We start from the raw sequence: 16,373 nt of genomic DNA, 5'->3' as shown, positions 1-16,373 counted from the left end.
ATATGGAAAATGTTTTAGATAAACCTATTTCATTTCTTCTTTTTGTTGTTATAGGGTTACTTTTAAGAAAGAAAATATCGGCAGGCGATGAAACCAATGGATTGAAAAGTTTAATTCTTTCCATTGTTTTACCTGCAACTATATTTATAGCGCTCTTAAAAATAAAAATAGATAGCAATCTCATTCTTTTTCCAGCATTAGCACTTGGCCTAAATTTATTGCTGTTGGCTATTTCTCCTTTATTATTGCTTATCATTGGAATAGATGAAAATTCGCCATCTGGTAGAAGTGCTAAACTTTTAATTCCTAGCCTGGCGCCAGGCTTGTCTTGTTTTCCGTTTATTTTAGAGTTTTTGGGTGATGGAGCTTTAGCAAATGCAGCCATGGCCGATTTAGGTAACAAATTTTTTGTTCTATTTCTGTTATATTTATTGGCTGTAAAATGGCATTATAAAAAGGCAGACACACAAAAAATGCCTTTAAAATCGAGGTTAAAATCGCTTTTACTCACATTACTTTATGAGCCCGTTAATCTTTTTATTTTTGCAGCGCTTATATTGGTTTCATTTAATATCTCATTAGATAGTCTTCCTAACTTTTTTGGTATTACTTTATCTCGATTGAGTGCTATAATGACGCCGTTAGTTCTAATTTTTATTGGTTTAGCTGTGAAGTTGAAAAAGAAACAATTTTTCGAAATATTTTCATTACTTATACTTAGATCAGCATTTACACTTTTACTTATTTCTGTTGCTGTATATACCTTTAATTTAGTCGTTAAAAATGATATACTAGTGCTCGTTGCTTTTTCTTTAAGCGCATGTAGTTTTTGGCCTTATGCACACATTTCTGGTATAGATTTTAAAGAGAAAGATCGTTCGGAGCAGGATAAAACCTTTAATGCTAATTTTGCAATATCCATATTGGCCTTATCATTACCCATATCGGTTTTACTTATTTTAGGGATTCTTACCGCAAATACAGTGTTTGTTTCACCATCTAACTTGTTATTTCTAAGTTTATTTTTATTTTTTATAGGTATCATTTACCCTATTATTTTAAAGGTTAGAAAAAGTTCGTTTGTTCTTGATAAAGAACAAGTTTTAGAACAAAATGTAAATCAATAACACCTTTTTTAGTTAAACGACCAAATTCAAAAAATCAACATCCAATAACTATAAGAATTATAAAGGATATGAAGTCATCATATTAAAAAAAGCCAAGAATTTTATTCTTGGCTTTCCCTTTGTTTACCTGTAGCGAGAATGGGGCACGATCCCATGTAAGCTTCCCCTATAACCGAACTGTTTAAAAGTAGAATATTAATCTTAACTTTAGACAGTATTATGAGAAAAAGTAAATTTACACCGCAACAGATTGTGAAGATTTTAAAAGAATTTGATAACGGCAAGAGTGTCGAGCAAATTAGCCGTGAGCATGGTGTCAGTTCTGCTGCTTTTTACAAGTGGCGTTCTAAGTACGCTGGAATGAACTCTAAGGAGTTAAAACGCCTAAAGGAGCTCGAAGAAGAGAACCGTAAACTCAAACATATGTATGCCACCCTGGCGCTAGATTATCAAATGGCCAAGGAGATCATTGAAAAAAAGCTTTAAATCCTTACGGAAAAAGAAGCATTGCCAAAGTGCTTATTCATTACGGCATCAGTAGGGCGTGTCGTGTTTTTAATAAATATATTTTTGAAGACCTAAATCAAGTAAGAGAGCAAACTCAGATATGGATGGATGATTACAATCATAAACGACCACTCGATAGTTTAGGAAAAATACCTCCAGTAAAATATGCTATGCTTAATTCCTTTAGAGCTAAAAACATAGAAAATAAAAAATGTTATTTTAGAAATCTAAACAGTTCTATTTAAGGGAAGTCTACAAGAAGACCAAGTTTTAAACTTGGTCTTTATAACATTTATTTTAGTAATCTACGGCCTAAAATGCCTAAAATCTATAATAAACACAAAGCAAACAAGCCATTACCTATAGCCATTGTTTTGGGGTGTTTTTAGAATATAGAATATCCAAATATGATTGATAATGTATTATAGTCTGTATCCCAAGAGGTATAATTACCTAAAACCTCTCTACTTGTTTGATACCTTATCTCTAAACTATATTTATCATTTTGTTTGTAGCCAACTCCTAAACCCAAATTTGTTCTTGTTTCAATTTCAAATAAATTTACAATTGAACCATCGTTTCTTTTATGTTCAATTGAAGAATTTGAACTTATATCAACAATGAAAGAAGCATTTACAAAAATTTTAGAATTATTATTTAGAAAGAAATAATGTCTTAAACTTAAAGGTATTTCAATAGAACTATAATCTACACTTGCTATTAATTCGCCACCAGAAACATTATCGGTATTAGTTGTTTTTTCAGACTTATAACTTTGATAAGTAGGTTCGATTGCAATGGCCCATTTATTTTTATTATAAGGTAAAATAAACTCTGCTTCTATTCCGAAACCGAAACCTATTTCATTATCGAAATCAACACTATTAGAACCACTCGAGGAATTCTGGGTTGATAATGAAGAACTATTTAAACGTGGTCTAAGGGTTAAATTAAATAAATCTTTTTTTTGTTTTGCTTCAAAATTAGTTGAACTATTGTTGTAACATTTATTATACTCTATAAAATATTTTAATAAATCATTTTTTTTGTAGTTTAAACCTTCAATTTTACTCATTTTGAAATTTGAACAATTTAAATTACTCCAAAGTTGTTGTCTAAACCTATTATTTTTGCGAGCTTCACTTTCATTGAGTTTATAGCTTTTAAAAATTAATTGTTCAATATTTGAGTTATCTTTATTATAGAAATACCTTTTTAAGTTGTTGTCAACATATTGATATAAGTTCGCTTTACCTTCAACTAATACTTTTAGAAAAAGCTCTTCTTCTTTAAATATAGGATTCTTGTCCTCGCTTAATTTACTGAGACTCTCGCTAGACCGATCAATATTAACAGTGCTTCTAACGTATTTTGAAATATTATTAATACTAAATTCTTTAATTTCTTTTATGGTTAACGTTTTAGGTTCAATGTTTTCCGATAGTTTATACTCAAATTCTGTAGGGTTATTTTTCCAGTCTATATTTTTGATTAAACAATTATTTTTTTGATTAGAGTTGTCTATGTAATACCCTTTCTCAAAAGAGATTTGAGCAAAGGAATTAAAGCTTAAAATGACTATTAAAAGAAATAAAATTTGATTTTTCATTATTTTAAATTTGTTAGTTTTAGAGAAAATAAATGATGTTTTTCGGTTTATGTTAAAGTCGAATTTATAAATGTTATCAATTATGTGTTTTTCTATTATAAAATATTTAACGACTTAGTAAATATAGTATTATAGGCCATTATTTTATTAATTCAGCAGTTAATTTTTTTTCATTTTTTTCATGCTCATCAGGTTTCGTTAAATGTTTTAAGCAATTAGTTTAGTAAACAAAAACGAACGCAATAAAATTCCGAAAGCATTTTCCAAATAAGTACTCGCCAAAGCAATAAATTATACACAGCTTAAGTTAGGCACAGTTTAGTGTTTTTTTGAAGATCCAAAATTATTATATCCCGTTTTGGTAACTATTTTACATATTTATTGTTCTACAATGTTGTTTGAAGTCTTGTAGATTTACTACGAAGTCATAGATTATTTGAATAACTGAATTGTAATCTGTCTTGTATAGGTAATTTATTTTAAACGAATCCAAATTTATTTTAGAATGATGCCAAGCTGTATTATAAGAATTTCTGAGTGCTTCGCTCAAAGTGACATTTAACTTTGAATTTGTTTTAAACTTATCTTTTTTTATTTCTAAAATTTCAAATTCTTTACGAGAAAAGATTACTAATGTTTTAGCAAAATAAAAAAAGCCAAGAATAAAATTCTTGACTTTCCCTGGTTTTACTTGTAGCGAGAATGGGGCACGATCCCATGACCTCCGAGTTATGAATTGAGAGCGTACTATGTCAAATCAATATGAATACCTTTAAAATTCATTAAAAATGAAGCTTTAGATTTTATTTAGTATTAAATGAAATCAATTAATATCAAAGAATGTTTTAGCAGCGTATAAATACACAGAATTTTATCTTTATTAAAAATCAATACTTATGGCATCAGTAACACCTTTTTTAGTTAAACGACCAAATTCAAAAAATCTACATCCTATATCAATTAGAATTATAAAGGATCGGAAGCCATCATATATTTATATTGGACAATCTATAAAGTTGAAGCAGTGGGATTCCAAAAATCGAAGGGTAAGAAAATCACATCTAGATCATTTAGAAATTAATCAGCTGATACTTTCAAAACTATCTTTAGCCAACAAAAGTTTGATTAATGCAGAGATTCAGGAGCAGGATTTATCTTCAAAAAAGATAAAAAATCAGATTGTATCGAAATATGATAACGATTTTTTTAAAGTAGCCGAAAGTTACTTGGTAAACATAAGAAACAGAAAGCAGTTTCATCAATTGGATATTGAAATTGGTCGTATAGCAGTGTTTAGAGAATTTCTAAAAAACAATCAACTTCATTTTAAAGATTTGAATGTTGAACTCCTAAAACAATTTGAACATTTTCTGTTAAGTAAAAGAAATTTGGTTGCACGTACTGTGGCTAATTATATGATTACGCTTCGAACTATTTATAATTTAGCTATTAGTCAAAACATCACCAAAAAAGAGTTATACCCTTTTGGAAAAGGGAAATTTCAAATTAAGTTTCCAGAAACAAAAAAGGTAGGATTAAATAGAGAAGAAATAAAAACTTTAGAGAATTTAAAAGGTTTAACAAAAGCTCAAGAGTACGCTTTATATGCATGGTTAATTAGTTTTTATTTTGTAGGAATTCGTATAAGTGATGTATTACAATTAAAGTAGGCAGATTTTTATGACGAGCGTTTACATTACCGTATGGCTAAGAATAACAAATTAGTGTCTTTGAAGATCCCTGATAAAGTTTCTAAAATTCTCAGTAAATTAGAAAGAGAAGAAGATTCTGTTTATTTGTTTAGAGAGTTAGAAGGCGTTAATTTAAATGATAAGAAGCGCGTAAGAACAAGAATAAAAAAACTTTAACAGGAGGTTAGAGTTTGTTGCAGAAAAAGCAGGTATAGATAAAAAAATGTCCATGCACATTGCTCGCCATAGTTTTGGTAATATTTCGGGAGATAAAATTCCTATTCAAATGCTTCAAAAACTATATAGGCATTCTTCAGTTGCTACAACTATGCTTTATCAAGCTAATTTTATGCGAAGAGATACGGATTCGGCTTTGGATAAAGTACTTAATTTTTAGGTTTGGTTTTTGTGGTTAGTATTTATGATACGATATAAGATAAATTGTTCTGGAGAATGAAGAACTATCCAAATTTTATTTTTTTGAGGTTTCATAAAGCTTAGCAGCATTGATGAATTTATTACGCACCACTACCTAATTTATTGTTAATCCAAATAAAAAATGGATAAGTTTTGATGAATTTGGTCAACTGAAGTTTAGATACCTACTTTTTTTACAATTGTTTTAATTAAAATTAAATTATTATCAATTGTTATTTCTTTTAAATAATCATATTCATAACCCGAATGTCACTAGTTGGAGTACAGTTATCGCTGTAAATAAAATTAAGCCTTTCATAAAACTGATAGTGTTTTTATGGGTACAGAATGAGTCCAAATTTTAATGTCTTACATCTATTTTAAAACGTTTGATTCAGTTTAATTTCATTCAGCATATTATAAGAATGATCATTAATGTTTTTCAAATTTGGCTTAATTATTTATCAATAACATTTTTTTCGACCTCTGGATTATGAAGGAATTTAAAAAACTCCAAATATTCTGTTTATAAGGCTTCCCAGACGCTTGTGTTCAAAATTGTGTTCAGTTTGTGTTCACTGATTATTAATATTTTTCTACGAAAATTGATTAATTACTTTTTTAATTTTTTAAATTATAAATTGGAGAATCAACCTACAAAAAAACGAATTCATTAATACATCAAAACCATCAATATTAGATATTGTAGCTCAAACTTCATTTGTTTTAAGCTGTCCACCGAATACCGCTTTTGCGCTTCCACTATTAAAACCTAAACCAGCATGATTGGCGAAATACCAAAATGCGGCTTCTTTTTGACTATAGCAAATAGTGGTGATTAAAACCAGAAAAGCGTATAATAGTGCTTTTGTTATGCAATAAATAACTAAGTTATTTGATTTCAATATAAATATTTGAACATGCTTTGATAGATAATAGTATATAAAACAGTTATTGAATATTTAGGGTTTCATTTTTAAGTCTCGCTTTAGAAAAACAATTTGTTGGAGGGCCTTTTGGTAATGTCTTTTCGAAAGTTTCTAACTTCATCATTAAATCACGAACTTTTTCTGGGTACTCAGTAGATACGTCTTTTTGCTCTGCCCAATCTGAACTAATATTATATAATTCTATTTTTTCCAATTTATTGTTTGTTAAAAGCTTCCAATTATCTTCTTGAATGGCAGAACTTGGCCAAAAATCAGGTCTATTTGATGAGTATAACCAATTCCAATAAATTGCTTTATCACGTTTAAACGCTTCACCTTTTAAAGCACTTAAAATATTAACACCATCTGGTTGGTAACCATCTGGTAAATCTGTCTGTGCTAAATTTACAAAAGTAGGTAGCAAATCAACTGTTGATAGTTCGGTTGTTTTATTTACAATCCCTGAAGGTATCGTTTCTGGCCACCTAACAATGAATGGTATGCGAACACCTCCCGCAAATAACGAGCGTTTCTCACCTTTTAATTCTTTAGCTTCGCCAACGGAATAATAAGTCCCTAAACCTGGTCCCGTAGAATTATCATCAGTTTTAAGTTTGGTTCCGGTTATTTCTGGACCATTATCTGACGAAAAGAGTACTAGCGTATTGTTATCAATACCTAAATCTTTTAATGTTTTAAACAATTCACCAATGCGTTCATCGTATTCAGCTACAACCGCAGCATAAACTTGTTGTTGTTCACTTAAATGAGAAAATTTATCCATATACTTTTCCTTAGGATAATGAGGTGTATGCGTAGCATGAATCCAAGCATTTATAAAGAACGGTTGGTCTTTATGACGTTTTGCAAAATCTATAGTTTTATATAAAGTAGAATCTGCATGCATTTGATGCAAATTACTTGGTAAATTAAACGCTCCATACTCATCATAACCATATTCTAGTGGAGAAGGCGAATCGGCAACATGTGTGTTGGATAAGTGCCATTTTCCAAAATGTGCAGTAGTATATCCAGCATTTTTTAGCATACGGGGCATAGAAGGAGCCTTTGGGTCTAACCAATCTGGCATACCTCTTTTGATATGAGATTCAACAGATGCAAAATGACCATGTACACTATGTCTTGCAGGGAATTGACCAGTCATGACTCCAACTCTACTAGGAGAGCAAACAGGATTGACTACAGAGAAATTTTGAAAGTCAATTCCCTCTGCTGCCATTTTATCAAGATTAGGTGTTTCACAAAATGAACTCCCATGAATTCCTAAATCACTATAGCCCCAATCATCAGCAAATATAAAAATGATATTAGGTAGCGTTTCTTTATTTTCAATTGGTTTATTGTCGCCATTTGTTTTGCAACTGTGCGCAAGTATAATAGTAAATAATAAAGATGTAATTAGATTAATGGTTTTCATAAGAAGTGATTTTATGTAAAAATAGTTAAATAACAAATCTGAGACTTGCTCATTTTTACTTAATTATTTCTCTAATCAACCATAATTAGAAAAATACTAAACATAGTAAACGAACTCCTTGATATATATATATATATATATATATATATATATATATATATATATATTATCCTTGATTTAATACAGATTTTATGGCTTTTACATTAATTAAGCAAAAGAATGATTAAATAGAGAAAGGCGAATGCATCGTATTTCATGAAATTTACATTAAAACAAGAAATGATGAAAAAACAGATTGTATATACTTGATATAATAAGTTTTTTTGTAAAAATTCATAGATGAATTCTAAATTAATATAAATAAATAACAAATTAAAATAAATGATTAGACAAATAAGTTTAGTTCTAATAGTGATAATTTTAGGCGCTTGTGGAGCGTCTAAAAATGAGGTTGATTTTTCTTCCAATTCTTTAAAAACTCAACAGACAGCATTCTTAATGAGTGATGGCAGTAAATTCAACGCTCATAGTTCTTATCCAAATTTTAATTGGGACGTTACTCCTCAATATTCTATGTTTGGTGATGGTAATCGATTATTAAGCGCTAAGGAAGTAAAAATAATAGCAGCTAAAACAGATTTTATTTGTATCGAAAAGCAACATGCCCATAAAGATGTTGGATATGCAGAAATTGGTGCTAAAAAAGAAATAGCTGCTTTTAAGGCTATAAAACCAGATATTAAAGCACTATATTACTTTAATTCGGCTTATGCTTGGCCATTTACATCTTACAACAAGAATTTTAAAAAAAACAAAATAGATGATTATCCAGAGCTTAAAAAATTTATTTTAAAAAATAAAGAAACAGGAGAATTACAACATAGAAACAATACACTTTGTTTTGATGTGTTAAACCCCGAATTTAGAACTTGGTGGGTAAAAACAGTTGCACAAGGAGTAAAAGATTCTGGTGCTGATGGCGTTTTTATAGATCAAATGCATGGTTTTGTTTGGCTCCGTAAATCTCAAAAGAGGGAAGTTGAAGAAGCAATGGGAGAGATGATGATGAACTTAAAAGCTGCATTAGGTGCAGGAAAAATATTGTTAGGTAATAATGCATCCGGTGTAAAAGATGTTTTTCCGGCAATAGATGCAGTTATGTTCGAGCATTTTAATAAGAAAAAGTTAAGCAAAGAAAATTTACTTAAAGAATGGGGATATATGTTGGCAAATGCTAAAGCAGGTAAAATGTCTGTTTTTAGAATAGGTGTGGAAGCTGAAAAAGAAGAGGCAAGTCAAACCTTAATTAAAGGTTCAAGAGGAACATCTCTTGAAGGATTGTCTAGGGAAAGGTTAGAATATTACCAAGCGTGTTTTTTAATAGGTGCACAGCCTTATTCTTACTTCCAATACGGTTGGGGTTGGCGTTTAAATACTGGACCATTGGTAAATTATCCTGAGCTACAAAAACCACTTGGAGCACCAAAGGGAGCATATAAGCGTTTACATGAAAACGGTTGGGAGTTTACTCGTGAATTTGAACATGCTACTGTGTGGGTAGATACAGAAAAAGGGCAAGGAAAAATTACTTGGCGATAATACAATTTTAATCATTTTATAAGATGAAAAACATACTAATAGCATCGTTGCTGATGTTTGCTTTCGGCTCAACTCAAAACTTAAGGGCACAAGATTCCAAGAATAAAAAACCAAACATCATATTTATTTTTACTGATGACCAAGGTTGGGGCGATTTGGGAGTTTATGGGCATCCCGATGTAAAAACACCTCATTTAGATAAATTAGCTAAAGATGGAATGCTCCTAACACAGTTTTATGTGGGTTCTCCTGTATGTTCGCCTTCTCGCGCAACACTTCTTACAGGTCGTTTTGCACCTGAAATAGGAATCCATTATGCCATTGGTGGCCCTGGTGGTAAAGCATACAATAGTAGATCTACACTCGACCCTAAATTGCCAAATGTTTACAGAACCTTTTCTGAAAATGGATATGCTACTGGTCATTATGGAAAATGGCATCTTGGTTCAGGTGTGGATGCGCCAAATCCCTCAGATTATGGTGTCCAGCAATATGCGGTTTCAAACGGAAACGGGCCAAAGCTAAGTTTTCCCAATAAAAAAGCGACGAATGCCAATAAATCTGAAATAACGGCAGATCATGGTATTGAATTTATAGAACGTAATCAAAAATCTCCATTTTTCCTAAGCCTTTGGATTAATGACCCACATGCACTTCTTGATCCTACCGAAGAACAAATGAAACCTTACCTTGAGCTAACTAGGAAAGGTATAAGAGATAAATACCGAAATTCCCAAACGGTTTATTATAGCATTCTAACCAGTATTGATGAAGCAGTTGGCAGAGTGGTTAAAAAAGTAGATGAGCTAGGTTTAAGAGAAAATACAATCATTGTTTTTAGTAGTGATAATGGCCCTTCTCCATTATGGAGTTGATCTACAGGACATGCAGGTTCTGGTTTGGCGGGACCGCTCAGAGGCGTTAAAGGAAGTCTTTATGAAGGAGGGATAAGAGTGCCTTTTATTATTTCATGGCCCAAGAATATTCCAAGCGATAAAGTAGATGATAAATCCGTAGTTGGTGGTTAGAAACTGTGGCTTCTGGAGTTACATTCTCTGGAGCCGGCGGTGTTTTTATAGATCAAATGCATGGTTTTTCTTGGCTTAGAAGCGATAAAGCAGAAGAGGTTAGATTAGCTATGGGAGAAATGATGACTAGTCTAAAAGAAAGATTAGGTTCAGATAAGATCTTACTAGAAAATAATGCCGCTACTGTTGAGGATGTATTTCCTGTAATTGATGCTATTATGTTTGAACACTATAGCGAAACGATTACAAATAGTAAGGAAAATTTATTAAAAGAATGGGATGATATGTTAAGAATAGCGAAAGCTGGAAAAATATCAATCTACCGTTTTGGTGTTGAAGTAGAAGATGATGCATCTATTGATGGGCTAAGTGGGGCAGAAAAGGAAAAGGCTTTAGAGCAATTATCAAAAGAACGATTAGAATATTATCATGCTTGCTATCTTATAGGTGCACAACCTTATGCTTATTTTCAATATGGCTGGGGCTGGAGATTAGGGACAGGGCCTTTGGTAGGCTATCCAGAATTAGAGAAACCTTTGGGTATTCCAAAAGGAGAATATATTAGAACTATATCAAATGGTTGGGAGTTTACACGAGAGTTTGAGGGTGCTAATGTTTGGGTGAATACAGAAACTAAGGAAGGTAAAATCATATGGGAATAAAGCACCTAAAACGCATAGTACATTTCATGTGATAATCTAATGGAGTTTTACAAACTAATAATATTATTATGAAACATCAATTTATAGTTATGAAACATTTTTTATTGACACTTATTTTAGGGTTTATACTTGTCTCGTGTTCAAATAGTTTAAAAGGTAAGATTACTAAAGGTATTTATGTAGATATAGAAGGAGATAATTCTGGTACCGGGAGTATTTTAAAACCCTATGCAACGCTTCAAAGAGCTGTAAAAGCATCACGCGATTTACGAAAGACAGGCTTGGTAGATCCTATTGTTATTTATTTAAGAGGGGGACGTCATCAATTAAACGAAGCCTTGGTATTGGGAATAAAAGATGGAAGGCCTGAAGATTCAGAGATAACTACCCTTGATGATTATGGAGCTGGCGAGACTATACTGCCTGCGTATTTAACTATTTCTGCATATCCAAAGGAGCATGCAGTTGTAAGTGCTGGAATGCCAATTACAGGTTGGAAGAAAGTTGAAACGACATCTTCTGGACTTCTATTGAATGCGTTGGGGAATGTATGGGAAGCAGATATGCCAGAAGGACTTGAAAATTTTTATACGCTTTATGATAGTAAAGGACGTTTAAACCGAGCTAGAAATAATGGGTTTTCACCAACCCAAAAAGGAGATAAAACACATATCTATTTTCCAGAAGGCGCTTTGAAAAATTGGGAGAACATTGAAGATGTAGAAGTTCAAGTAAGACCCTTTCGTCCTTGGGTAATTAATATGCTTCCTCTTAAAACTGTAGACGAAACAGAATTAGTTGCTCAAACAGGTGTTTCTGCAACCTATGGAATTGATAAATTACCATCGTGGGTTCACAATCCGACAGGATCAAGTATTTGGATTGAAAATAGTATTGAGGCATTAAACGAACCAGGAGAATGGGTAGTGAATACCAAGACGCGAAAAATTTATTTGTGGCCTGTAAATCCATCTTCAGATGGAAAACCTCAGGGTATATTGGCTCCAACTACCAGTGAGCTTATTAGGGTAGAAGGGCAAATTGATTATGACGGACCAACGGACAAACCTGTTAATGGGATTGCTTTTAATGGTATAACGTTTACACATGCCGATCGATTGGCTTGGACTAGTGATGAAAAACGTTTGGGATTGGGTATGCAACATGATTGGGATATGTTCGACAAACCTTCAGCCATGATTCGATTTCGTGGAGCTGAAAACTGTGAGGTCATAAATTGTGATTTCCTTAATTCAGGTGGATCGGGCATCAGGCTAGATTTATTTGCGCAACGAAATCGCATTGAGAATTGTGAATTTGCACACCTAGGTGAAGCCGGAATCCTGTTGGCTGGTTATGGGGCTGGAACAAAAGATGTCAATCATCACAATGATATTATAAACAATCACATACACCATTTTAGTGAAATCACTTGGCATTCTCCTGGAATATGGGCATGGCAAAGTGGTCATAACCACATGGCTCATAATTACGTGCATCACAGTGGTTACGCTGCGGTACTAATTACAAATAGGATTGAGCCTGATAGATCCTTAAATGGAGAAGGTGGTAGAACCATTCGTCAGAATGAAATTCCTGAAGATGTAAAAACGAGTACTAAAGAAACTGTATTATACTGATATAGGTTGACTCTTTTTTAGTTAAAATCCTCTGTTCTTAAATTGTAAGCTCAGGTAAATTTACTTTATTTTTTCGATACGACTTGTATTTGATATTAGGATTTAAATGCACTTCTGCAGGTTTTCTGAGATCCAGGCTAAAATGAGTTCTCAAATTGTTATAAATATAGACTGCTTGTTGTGTCATTTTTTGTGCTAATTCAGTGTTTTTAATGATTTGTTTTAGCCCGTATTCATATTTAAGAGTTCTGTTAATGCGTTCTGAAACAGCATTTTAGTAAGGATCGTATTGCTCGGTCATACTCATTGTAATTCCATTATCTTCAGCAAACTTTGTGTATTTGGGGTTGCAGTATTGGAAACCTCTATCTGAATGGTGAATTAGTTTTTGATTAGGATATTTCCTGTTTTTAATAGCCATAGCTAGCGCATCTGAGCAAAGTGATGTTCTCATATGATTATCAAGTTTGTAACCCATAATTTGCTTAGAATAGGCGTCTGTGACTAAAGCTAGATAGTTGTGTCCATTTTCTGTTTTAATATAAGTGATATCACTAACCCAGAGTTGTTCCGGTCGATTAGGAACGTGGCCTTTTACAAGGTTCTTATATTTTTTGTACATATGGTTTGAGTTTGTCGTTGTGATGTAATTTTTATTTTTTGGAATCAAAAGATTATTTAGTCTAAGAAAGCGATAGAACTTGTCTCTACCAATCTTAATATTAGCCTCAATAAAATTAGTTTTAAGTTCCGCATGTAATTTTATTCCACCAGTTTTAGAGCCTACTTTTTTACGGTAGTCTTTAACCATCTTGATCATTTTTTGATGATCTATTTCTTTTTTCTGTTGCGTTCTTAGTCTTTTGTAGAAGGCTTGTTTAGATATCCCAAAACATCCATAGAGCCATTTTCTTTTATACGCTGTTTTTTCTTTAGCTCTATCTCTTTTGCTAATGTTTTGGGTAATGACTTTTTTGACATATCGACTCCTGTAATAAGTTCCATATCAGCGATAATGTCCTGTTGGAAGTCTTTTTGAAACTCAAGTTCTTCAATCTTCTCCTTTAGCTTTTTAATCTCATCGTTTTTACTCATACCCATGTTTTGTTGCACTAAGGTACTGTATTTTCTTAACCAATAAGAAATAGTTGTTCTAGGAATATCATATTTTTTAGAAGCTTGGTTGTTTGAAATCTGACCATTTAAGATTTGGTCAACGACTAAAAGTTTGGTTTCTAAAGTTGCTTTTTGATAGCTTTTTTTTAGCCAGTGTTCATTTTTTGTTTTCATAAGTGACTGTAATTAATTGCTTAATTTTTAGTCAACCTATTTCAGGAAAATTCATGAGTTTAAACGAGCACTGTCTTTTGACCAAGACAAAGATAAAATTGTAATTACCATTCCCGAAGAAATAATACAACCAAGAGTAACTGTTGTTGTATTAGAAATTGAGGACGAAGAGGTCAAGGTTATTGATGAAACCATACTGCAGGAAAAAGATGGTAGCATTAGTCTACCTGTTGCCAAATGTGAGTTTTCTACCAGACGTATAAGTTATGATTACGAAGAAAAACAACTCGAAATTGGGGGGGGAAGCGAATCAGGGCTTGTTTTGGACCGTAAAATTGAAAAACCCGGTTCCTTTCAAGTAATCAGTGAGGACAATGGACATGAAGCATTAAGTTACGAACTAATTACCCCAACTGATACTTTAGAAGTTTATCCAAAAGGAAATGTAGGGAAGTTGACTAAAAAGCCGACGGGTACTATTAACATTGTTAAGAAGGGAACCATTATTATTAAGGCCTATCCAAAGGAGTATATTGAGTGGTGGAATAAATTCAGTCTCAAAGGGGTGGAATTAGTTCTTGTGAAGTAACTAGTGATGATTATAGCTAAAACATTAAACTAATGAAAAAAAATATGCTGTTATTACATGAGTTATGCTTTTGAGCTTGCCTATGTGAAATAGCTCGGAAATTTCAAAAAGGTTTCTGTAATATCTTTCTTTACCCCCTATAAATTTTTGTTAGTCTAGTTTTTGCAGAAATAGAGAAAGTTAATGGTGGATTAGAGAAAGGAATTTTTTTAAACATTGAGGTATCTTTGTTATATAACAAATATTTATCCGTGTTGTTAACTATTAATAAAAAGCGAAGTATGTATCGAAGTAAACAAATCAACTTATTTTTTATAATAATATTTACATTTATTTTCATTTCTTGTGCCCAAGAAAAGTCAAAAAAATCAAATAAAGCACCCAACATTATTTTTATTTTAGCCGATGATTTGGGATATGGAGATGTTTCTAGTTATAATGAAAATTCTAAAATTCAAACAGCTAATATCGATAAACTAGCTTCAGAAGGCGTATTGTTTACTGATGCGCATACCAGTAGTGCTGTATGTACTCCAACGCGTTATGGTATATTAACTGGGCGTTACAATTGGCGTTCTACTTTAAAAAAGCATGTTTTACAAGGATATAGTAAAGCTTTAATTACACCAGACAGAAAAACGATAGCAGGCTTTTTAAAAAACAGCGGCTACAAAACAGCGGCTATAGGTAAATGGCATTTAGGTTGGGATTGGTCTAATATTGACAAAGGAAAGGACTCTATTGATTATTCTCAGAAAATAAAAAATGGCCCTACCACTAATGGGTTTGATTTTTGGTATGGATTTAATGGCTCGTTAGATATGGCGCCATATGTTTGGGTAGAAAATGATAAACCAACCATGGTTCCAACGAAGCTTACAGAAAACAAAGGACAAGCTATGTGGCGAAAAGGTCCAACTTCAGACGATTTTAATCATGAACAAGTATTACCAGATATTACTAAGAAGACAGTTAATTTTATAAATGAAAATGCTAAAGGCGACCAACCGTTTTTTGTTTACATGCCTTTGCCAGCACCACATACGCCTATATTGCCAACAGATGAGTTTAAAGGTAAAAGTGGATTGGATAATCCTTATGGTGATTTTGTAATTATGGTGGACTGGGTTGTAGGTGAAATAATGAAATCATTAGAAGAACAAGGTATCGCAGATAATACTATATTAGTATTTACCAGTGATAATGGATGTTCTAATCAAGCAGATTTTGCTCAATTAGCAACAAAAGAGCACGACCCTAGTTATGTATTTAGAGGACATAAAGCAGATATTTTTGAAGGTGGTCATAGAGTTCCATTTATAGTGAGGTGGCCAGAAAAAGTACAATCAGCTAAATCAAGTCAATTGGTTTGCACAACAGATTTTTTTGGAACTATTGCAGATGCCTTAGATATGAAAATCGATGATAATATGGCTGAAGATAGTTATAGTTTTTTATCAGCATTAGGCGTTCAGTCTAACTTACCAAAAAGGGAGAGTATTGTTCATCATTCTATTAATGGTTCTTTTGCTTATCGTAAGGGAGATTATAAAGCTATTTTTTGTCCAGGATCTGGTGGTTGGAGTTTTCCTAGACCAAGAGATAAAGCTATTGATAGTTTACCTAAATTTCAATTATATAATTTAAGTAGTGATCTTGGAGAAGAACATAATTTACAAGATGAGAAATCTGAACTGTTAGAAGAATATAGAAAAGAACTTTCACAAATTGTTTTAAACGGTAGGAGTACAGAAGGAACTATACAAAAGAATGATGGTTCTGAAAGATGGTCTCAGTTAAAATGGATGAATGATTTATAAGAAAGTAAGAATAAACATTAAAAAATA

The 16,373-nt window shown here is 32.1% G+C and carries 15 protein-coding genes and 2 pseudogenes; 11 read left to right on the top strand and 6 right to left on the bottom strand.

Annotation, left to right across the window (positions count from 1 at the left end; all coding sequences use genetic code 11):
• Nucleotides 1–2 precede the first annotated feature (2 nt).
• The 3 genes and pseudogenes from GQR98_RS18060 to GQR98_RS19215 all read left to right on the top strand — a co-directional run bounded on the left by GQR98_RS18060 (nt 3) and on the right by GQR98_RS19215 (nt 1,879).
• Entirely contained in the window at nt 3–1,127 is a 1,125-nt protein-coding gene (locus GQR98_RS18060; protein WP_159020800.1) for a permease, read from the top strand.
• Nucleotides 1,128–1,346: 219 nt separating this feature from the next.
• A pseudogene (locus GQR98_RS18055) lies at nt 1,347–1,687 on the top strand (transposase); the annotation flags it as partial.
• On the top strand, nt 1,661–1,879 hold the full coding sequence (locus GQR98_RS19215) for an integrase core domain-containing protein (RefSeq protein ID WP_233268119.1): 219 nt from the start codon (nt 1,661–1,663) through the stop codon (nt 1,877–1,879). The pseudogene GQR98_RS18055 and the gene GQR98_RS19215, both read left to right, overlap by 27 nt.
• A gap of 140 nt (nt 1,880–2,019) precedes the next feature.
• On the opposite strand, the gene GQR98_RS18050 is transcribed toward GQR98_RS19215, so the two are convergent.
• Nucleotides 2,020–3,243 carry a tRNA modification GTPase gene (locus tag GQR98_RS18050; RefSeq protein WP_159020798.1) on the bottom strand — a complete coding sequence of 408 codons (1,224 nt, stop codon included), beginning with the start codon at nt 3,241–3,243 and terminating at the stop codon, nt 2,020–2,022.
• A gap of 896 nt (nt 3,244–4,139) precedes the next feature.
• Here GQR98_RS18050 and GQR98_RS19210 point away from each other — a divergent pair.
• Together GQR98_RS19210 and GQR98_RS19205 are read left to right on the top strand one after the other, a co-directional pair.
• The gene (locus GQR98_RS19210) at nt 4,140–4,913 is read left to right on the top strand and encodes a phage integrase SAM-like domain and Arm DNA-binding domain-containing protein (protein WP_233268047.1); all 774 of its coding nucleotides are present in this window, start codon (nt 4,140–4,142) and stop codon (nt 4,911–4,913) included.
• A gap of 244 nt (nt 4,914–5,157) precedes the next feature.
• Entirely contained in the window at nt 5,158–5,331 is a 174-nt protein-coding gene (locus tag GQR98_RS19205; protein ID WP_233268046.1) for a hypothetical protein, read from the top strand.
• Between the two features lie 730 nt (nt 5,332–6,061).
• On the opposite strand, the gene GQR98_RS18040 is transcribed toward GQR98_RS19205, so the two are convergent.
• Nucleotides 6,062–6,256, bottom strand: coding sequence for a hypothetical protein (locus GQR98_RS18040; protein ID WP_159020797.1), 195 nt, complete (start codon nt 6,254–6,256; stop codon nt 6,062–6,064).
• 46 nt (nt 6,257–6,302) lie between these two features.
• Nucleotides 6,303–7,718, bottom strand: coding sequence for a sulfatase-like hydrolase/transferase (locus GQR98_RS18035; protein ID WP_159020795.1), 1,416 nt, complete (start codon nt 7,716–7,718; stop codon nt 6,303–6,305).
• Nucleotides 7,719–8,099: 381 nt separating this feature from the next.
• Here GQR98_RS18035 and GQR98_RS18030 point away from each other — a divergent pair, with 381 nt between their 5' ends.
• From GQR98_RS18030 to GQR98_RS18010, 4 genes are all read left to right on the top strand, one after another.
• On the top strand, nt 8,100–9,317 hold the full coding sequence (locus GQR98_RS18030; RefSeq protein WP_159020793.1) for a putative glycoside hydrolase: 1,218 nt from the start codon (nt 8,100–8,102) through the stop codon (nt 9,315–9,317).
• Nucleotides 9,318–9,340: 23 nt separating this feature from the next.
• Nucleotides 9,341–10,192 carry a sulfatase-like hydrolase/transferase gene (locus GQR98_RS18025; protein WP_159020791.1) on the top strand — a complete coding sequence of 284 codons (852 nt, stop codon included), beginning with the start codon at nt 9,341–9,343 and terminating at the stop codon, nt 10,190–10,192.
• 134 nt (nt 10,193–10,326) lie between these two features.
• Nucleotides 10,327–11,007 (top strand): putative glycoside hydrolase, encoded by a 681-nt coding sequence (locus tag GQR98_RS18015; protein WP_159021216.1) that lies wholly within the window; start codon nt 10,327–10,329, stop codon nt 11,005–11,007.
• A gap of 89 nt (nt 11,008–11,096) precedes the next feature.
• Entirely contained in the window at nt 11,097–12,647 is a 1,551-nt protein-coding gene (locus tag GQR98_RS18010; protein ID WP_159020788.1) for a right-handed parallel beta-helix repeat-containing protein, read from the top strand.
• Nucleotides 12,648–12,684: 37 nt separating this feature from the next.
• Here the strand turns inward: GQR98_RS18010 and GQR98_RS19395 are convergent.
• From GQR98_RS19395 to GQR98_RS17995, 3 genes and pseudogenes are all read right to left on the bottom strand, one after another.
• Nucleotides 12,685–12,909: pseudogene (locus GQR98_RS19395) on the bottom strand (integrase core domain-containing protein); the annotation flags it as partial.
• Between the two features lie 12 nt (nt 12,910–12,921).
• Nucleotides 12,922–13,533, bottom strand: a complete 612-nt coding sequence (locus GQR98_RS18000) for an IS3 family transposase (RefSeq protein WP_233268118.1) — start codon at nt 13,531–13,533, stop codon at nt 12,922–12,924.
• Nucleotides 13,503–13,937 carry a helix-turn-helix domain-containing protein gene (locus GQR98_RS17995; protein WP_159020787.1) on the bottom strand — a complete coding sequence of 145 codons (435 nt, stop codon included), beginning with the start codon at nt 13,935–13,937 and terminating at the stop codon, nt 13,503–13,505. The genes GQR98_RS18000 and GQR98_RS17995 overlap by 31 nt, the downstream gene beginning before the upstream one ends.
• Nucleotides 13,938–14,259: 322 nt before the next feature.
• Here GQR98_RS17995 and GQR98_RS17990 point away from each other — a divergent pair, with 322 nt between their 5' ends.
• Complete coding sequence (locus GQR98_RS17990) at nt 14,260–14,526, top strand: hypothetical protein (protein ID WP_159020785.1); 267 nt, start codon at nt 14,260–14,262, stop codon at nt 14,524–14,526.
• A gap of 281 nt (nt 14,527–14,807) precedes the next feature.
• Nucleotides 14,808–16,346: a sulfatase family protein gene (locus GQR98_RS17985; protein ID WP_159020783.1), complete on the top strand. Its 1,539-nt coding sequence runs from the start codon at nt 14,808–14,810 to the stop codon at nt 16,344–16,346.
• The last annotated feature ends 27 nt before the right edge of the window (nt 16,347–16,373 follow it).

This window comes from Algibacter sp. L3A6, assembly GCF_009796825.1.
Taxonomy (GTDB): Bacteria; Bacteroidota; Bacteroidia; order Flavobacteriales; family Flavobacteriaceae; genus Algibacter.
The sequence above is the reverse complement of the archived record's forward strand: the minus strand, read 5'-3'. Positions and strand labels throughout refer to the sequence as shown.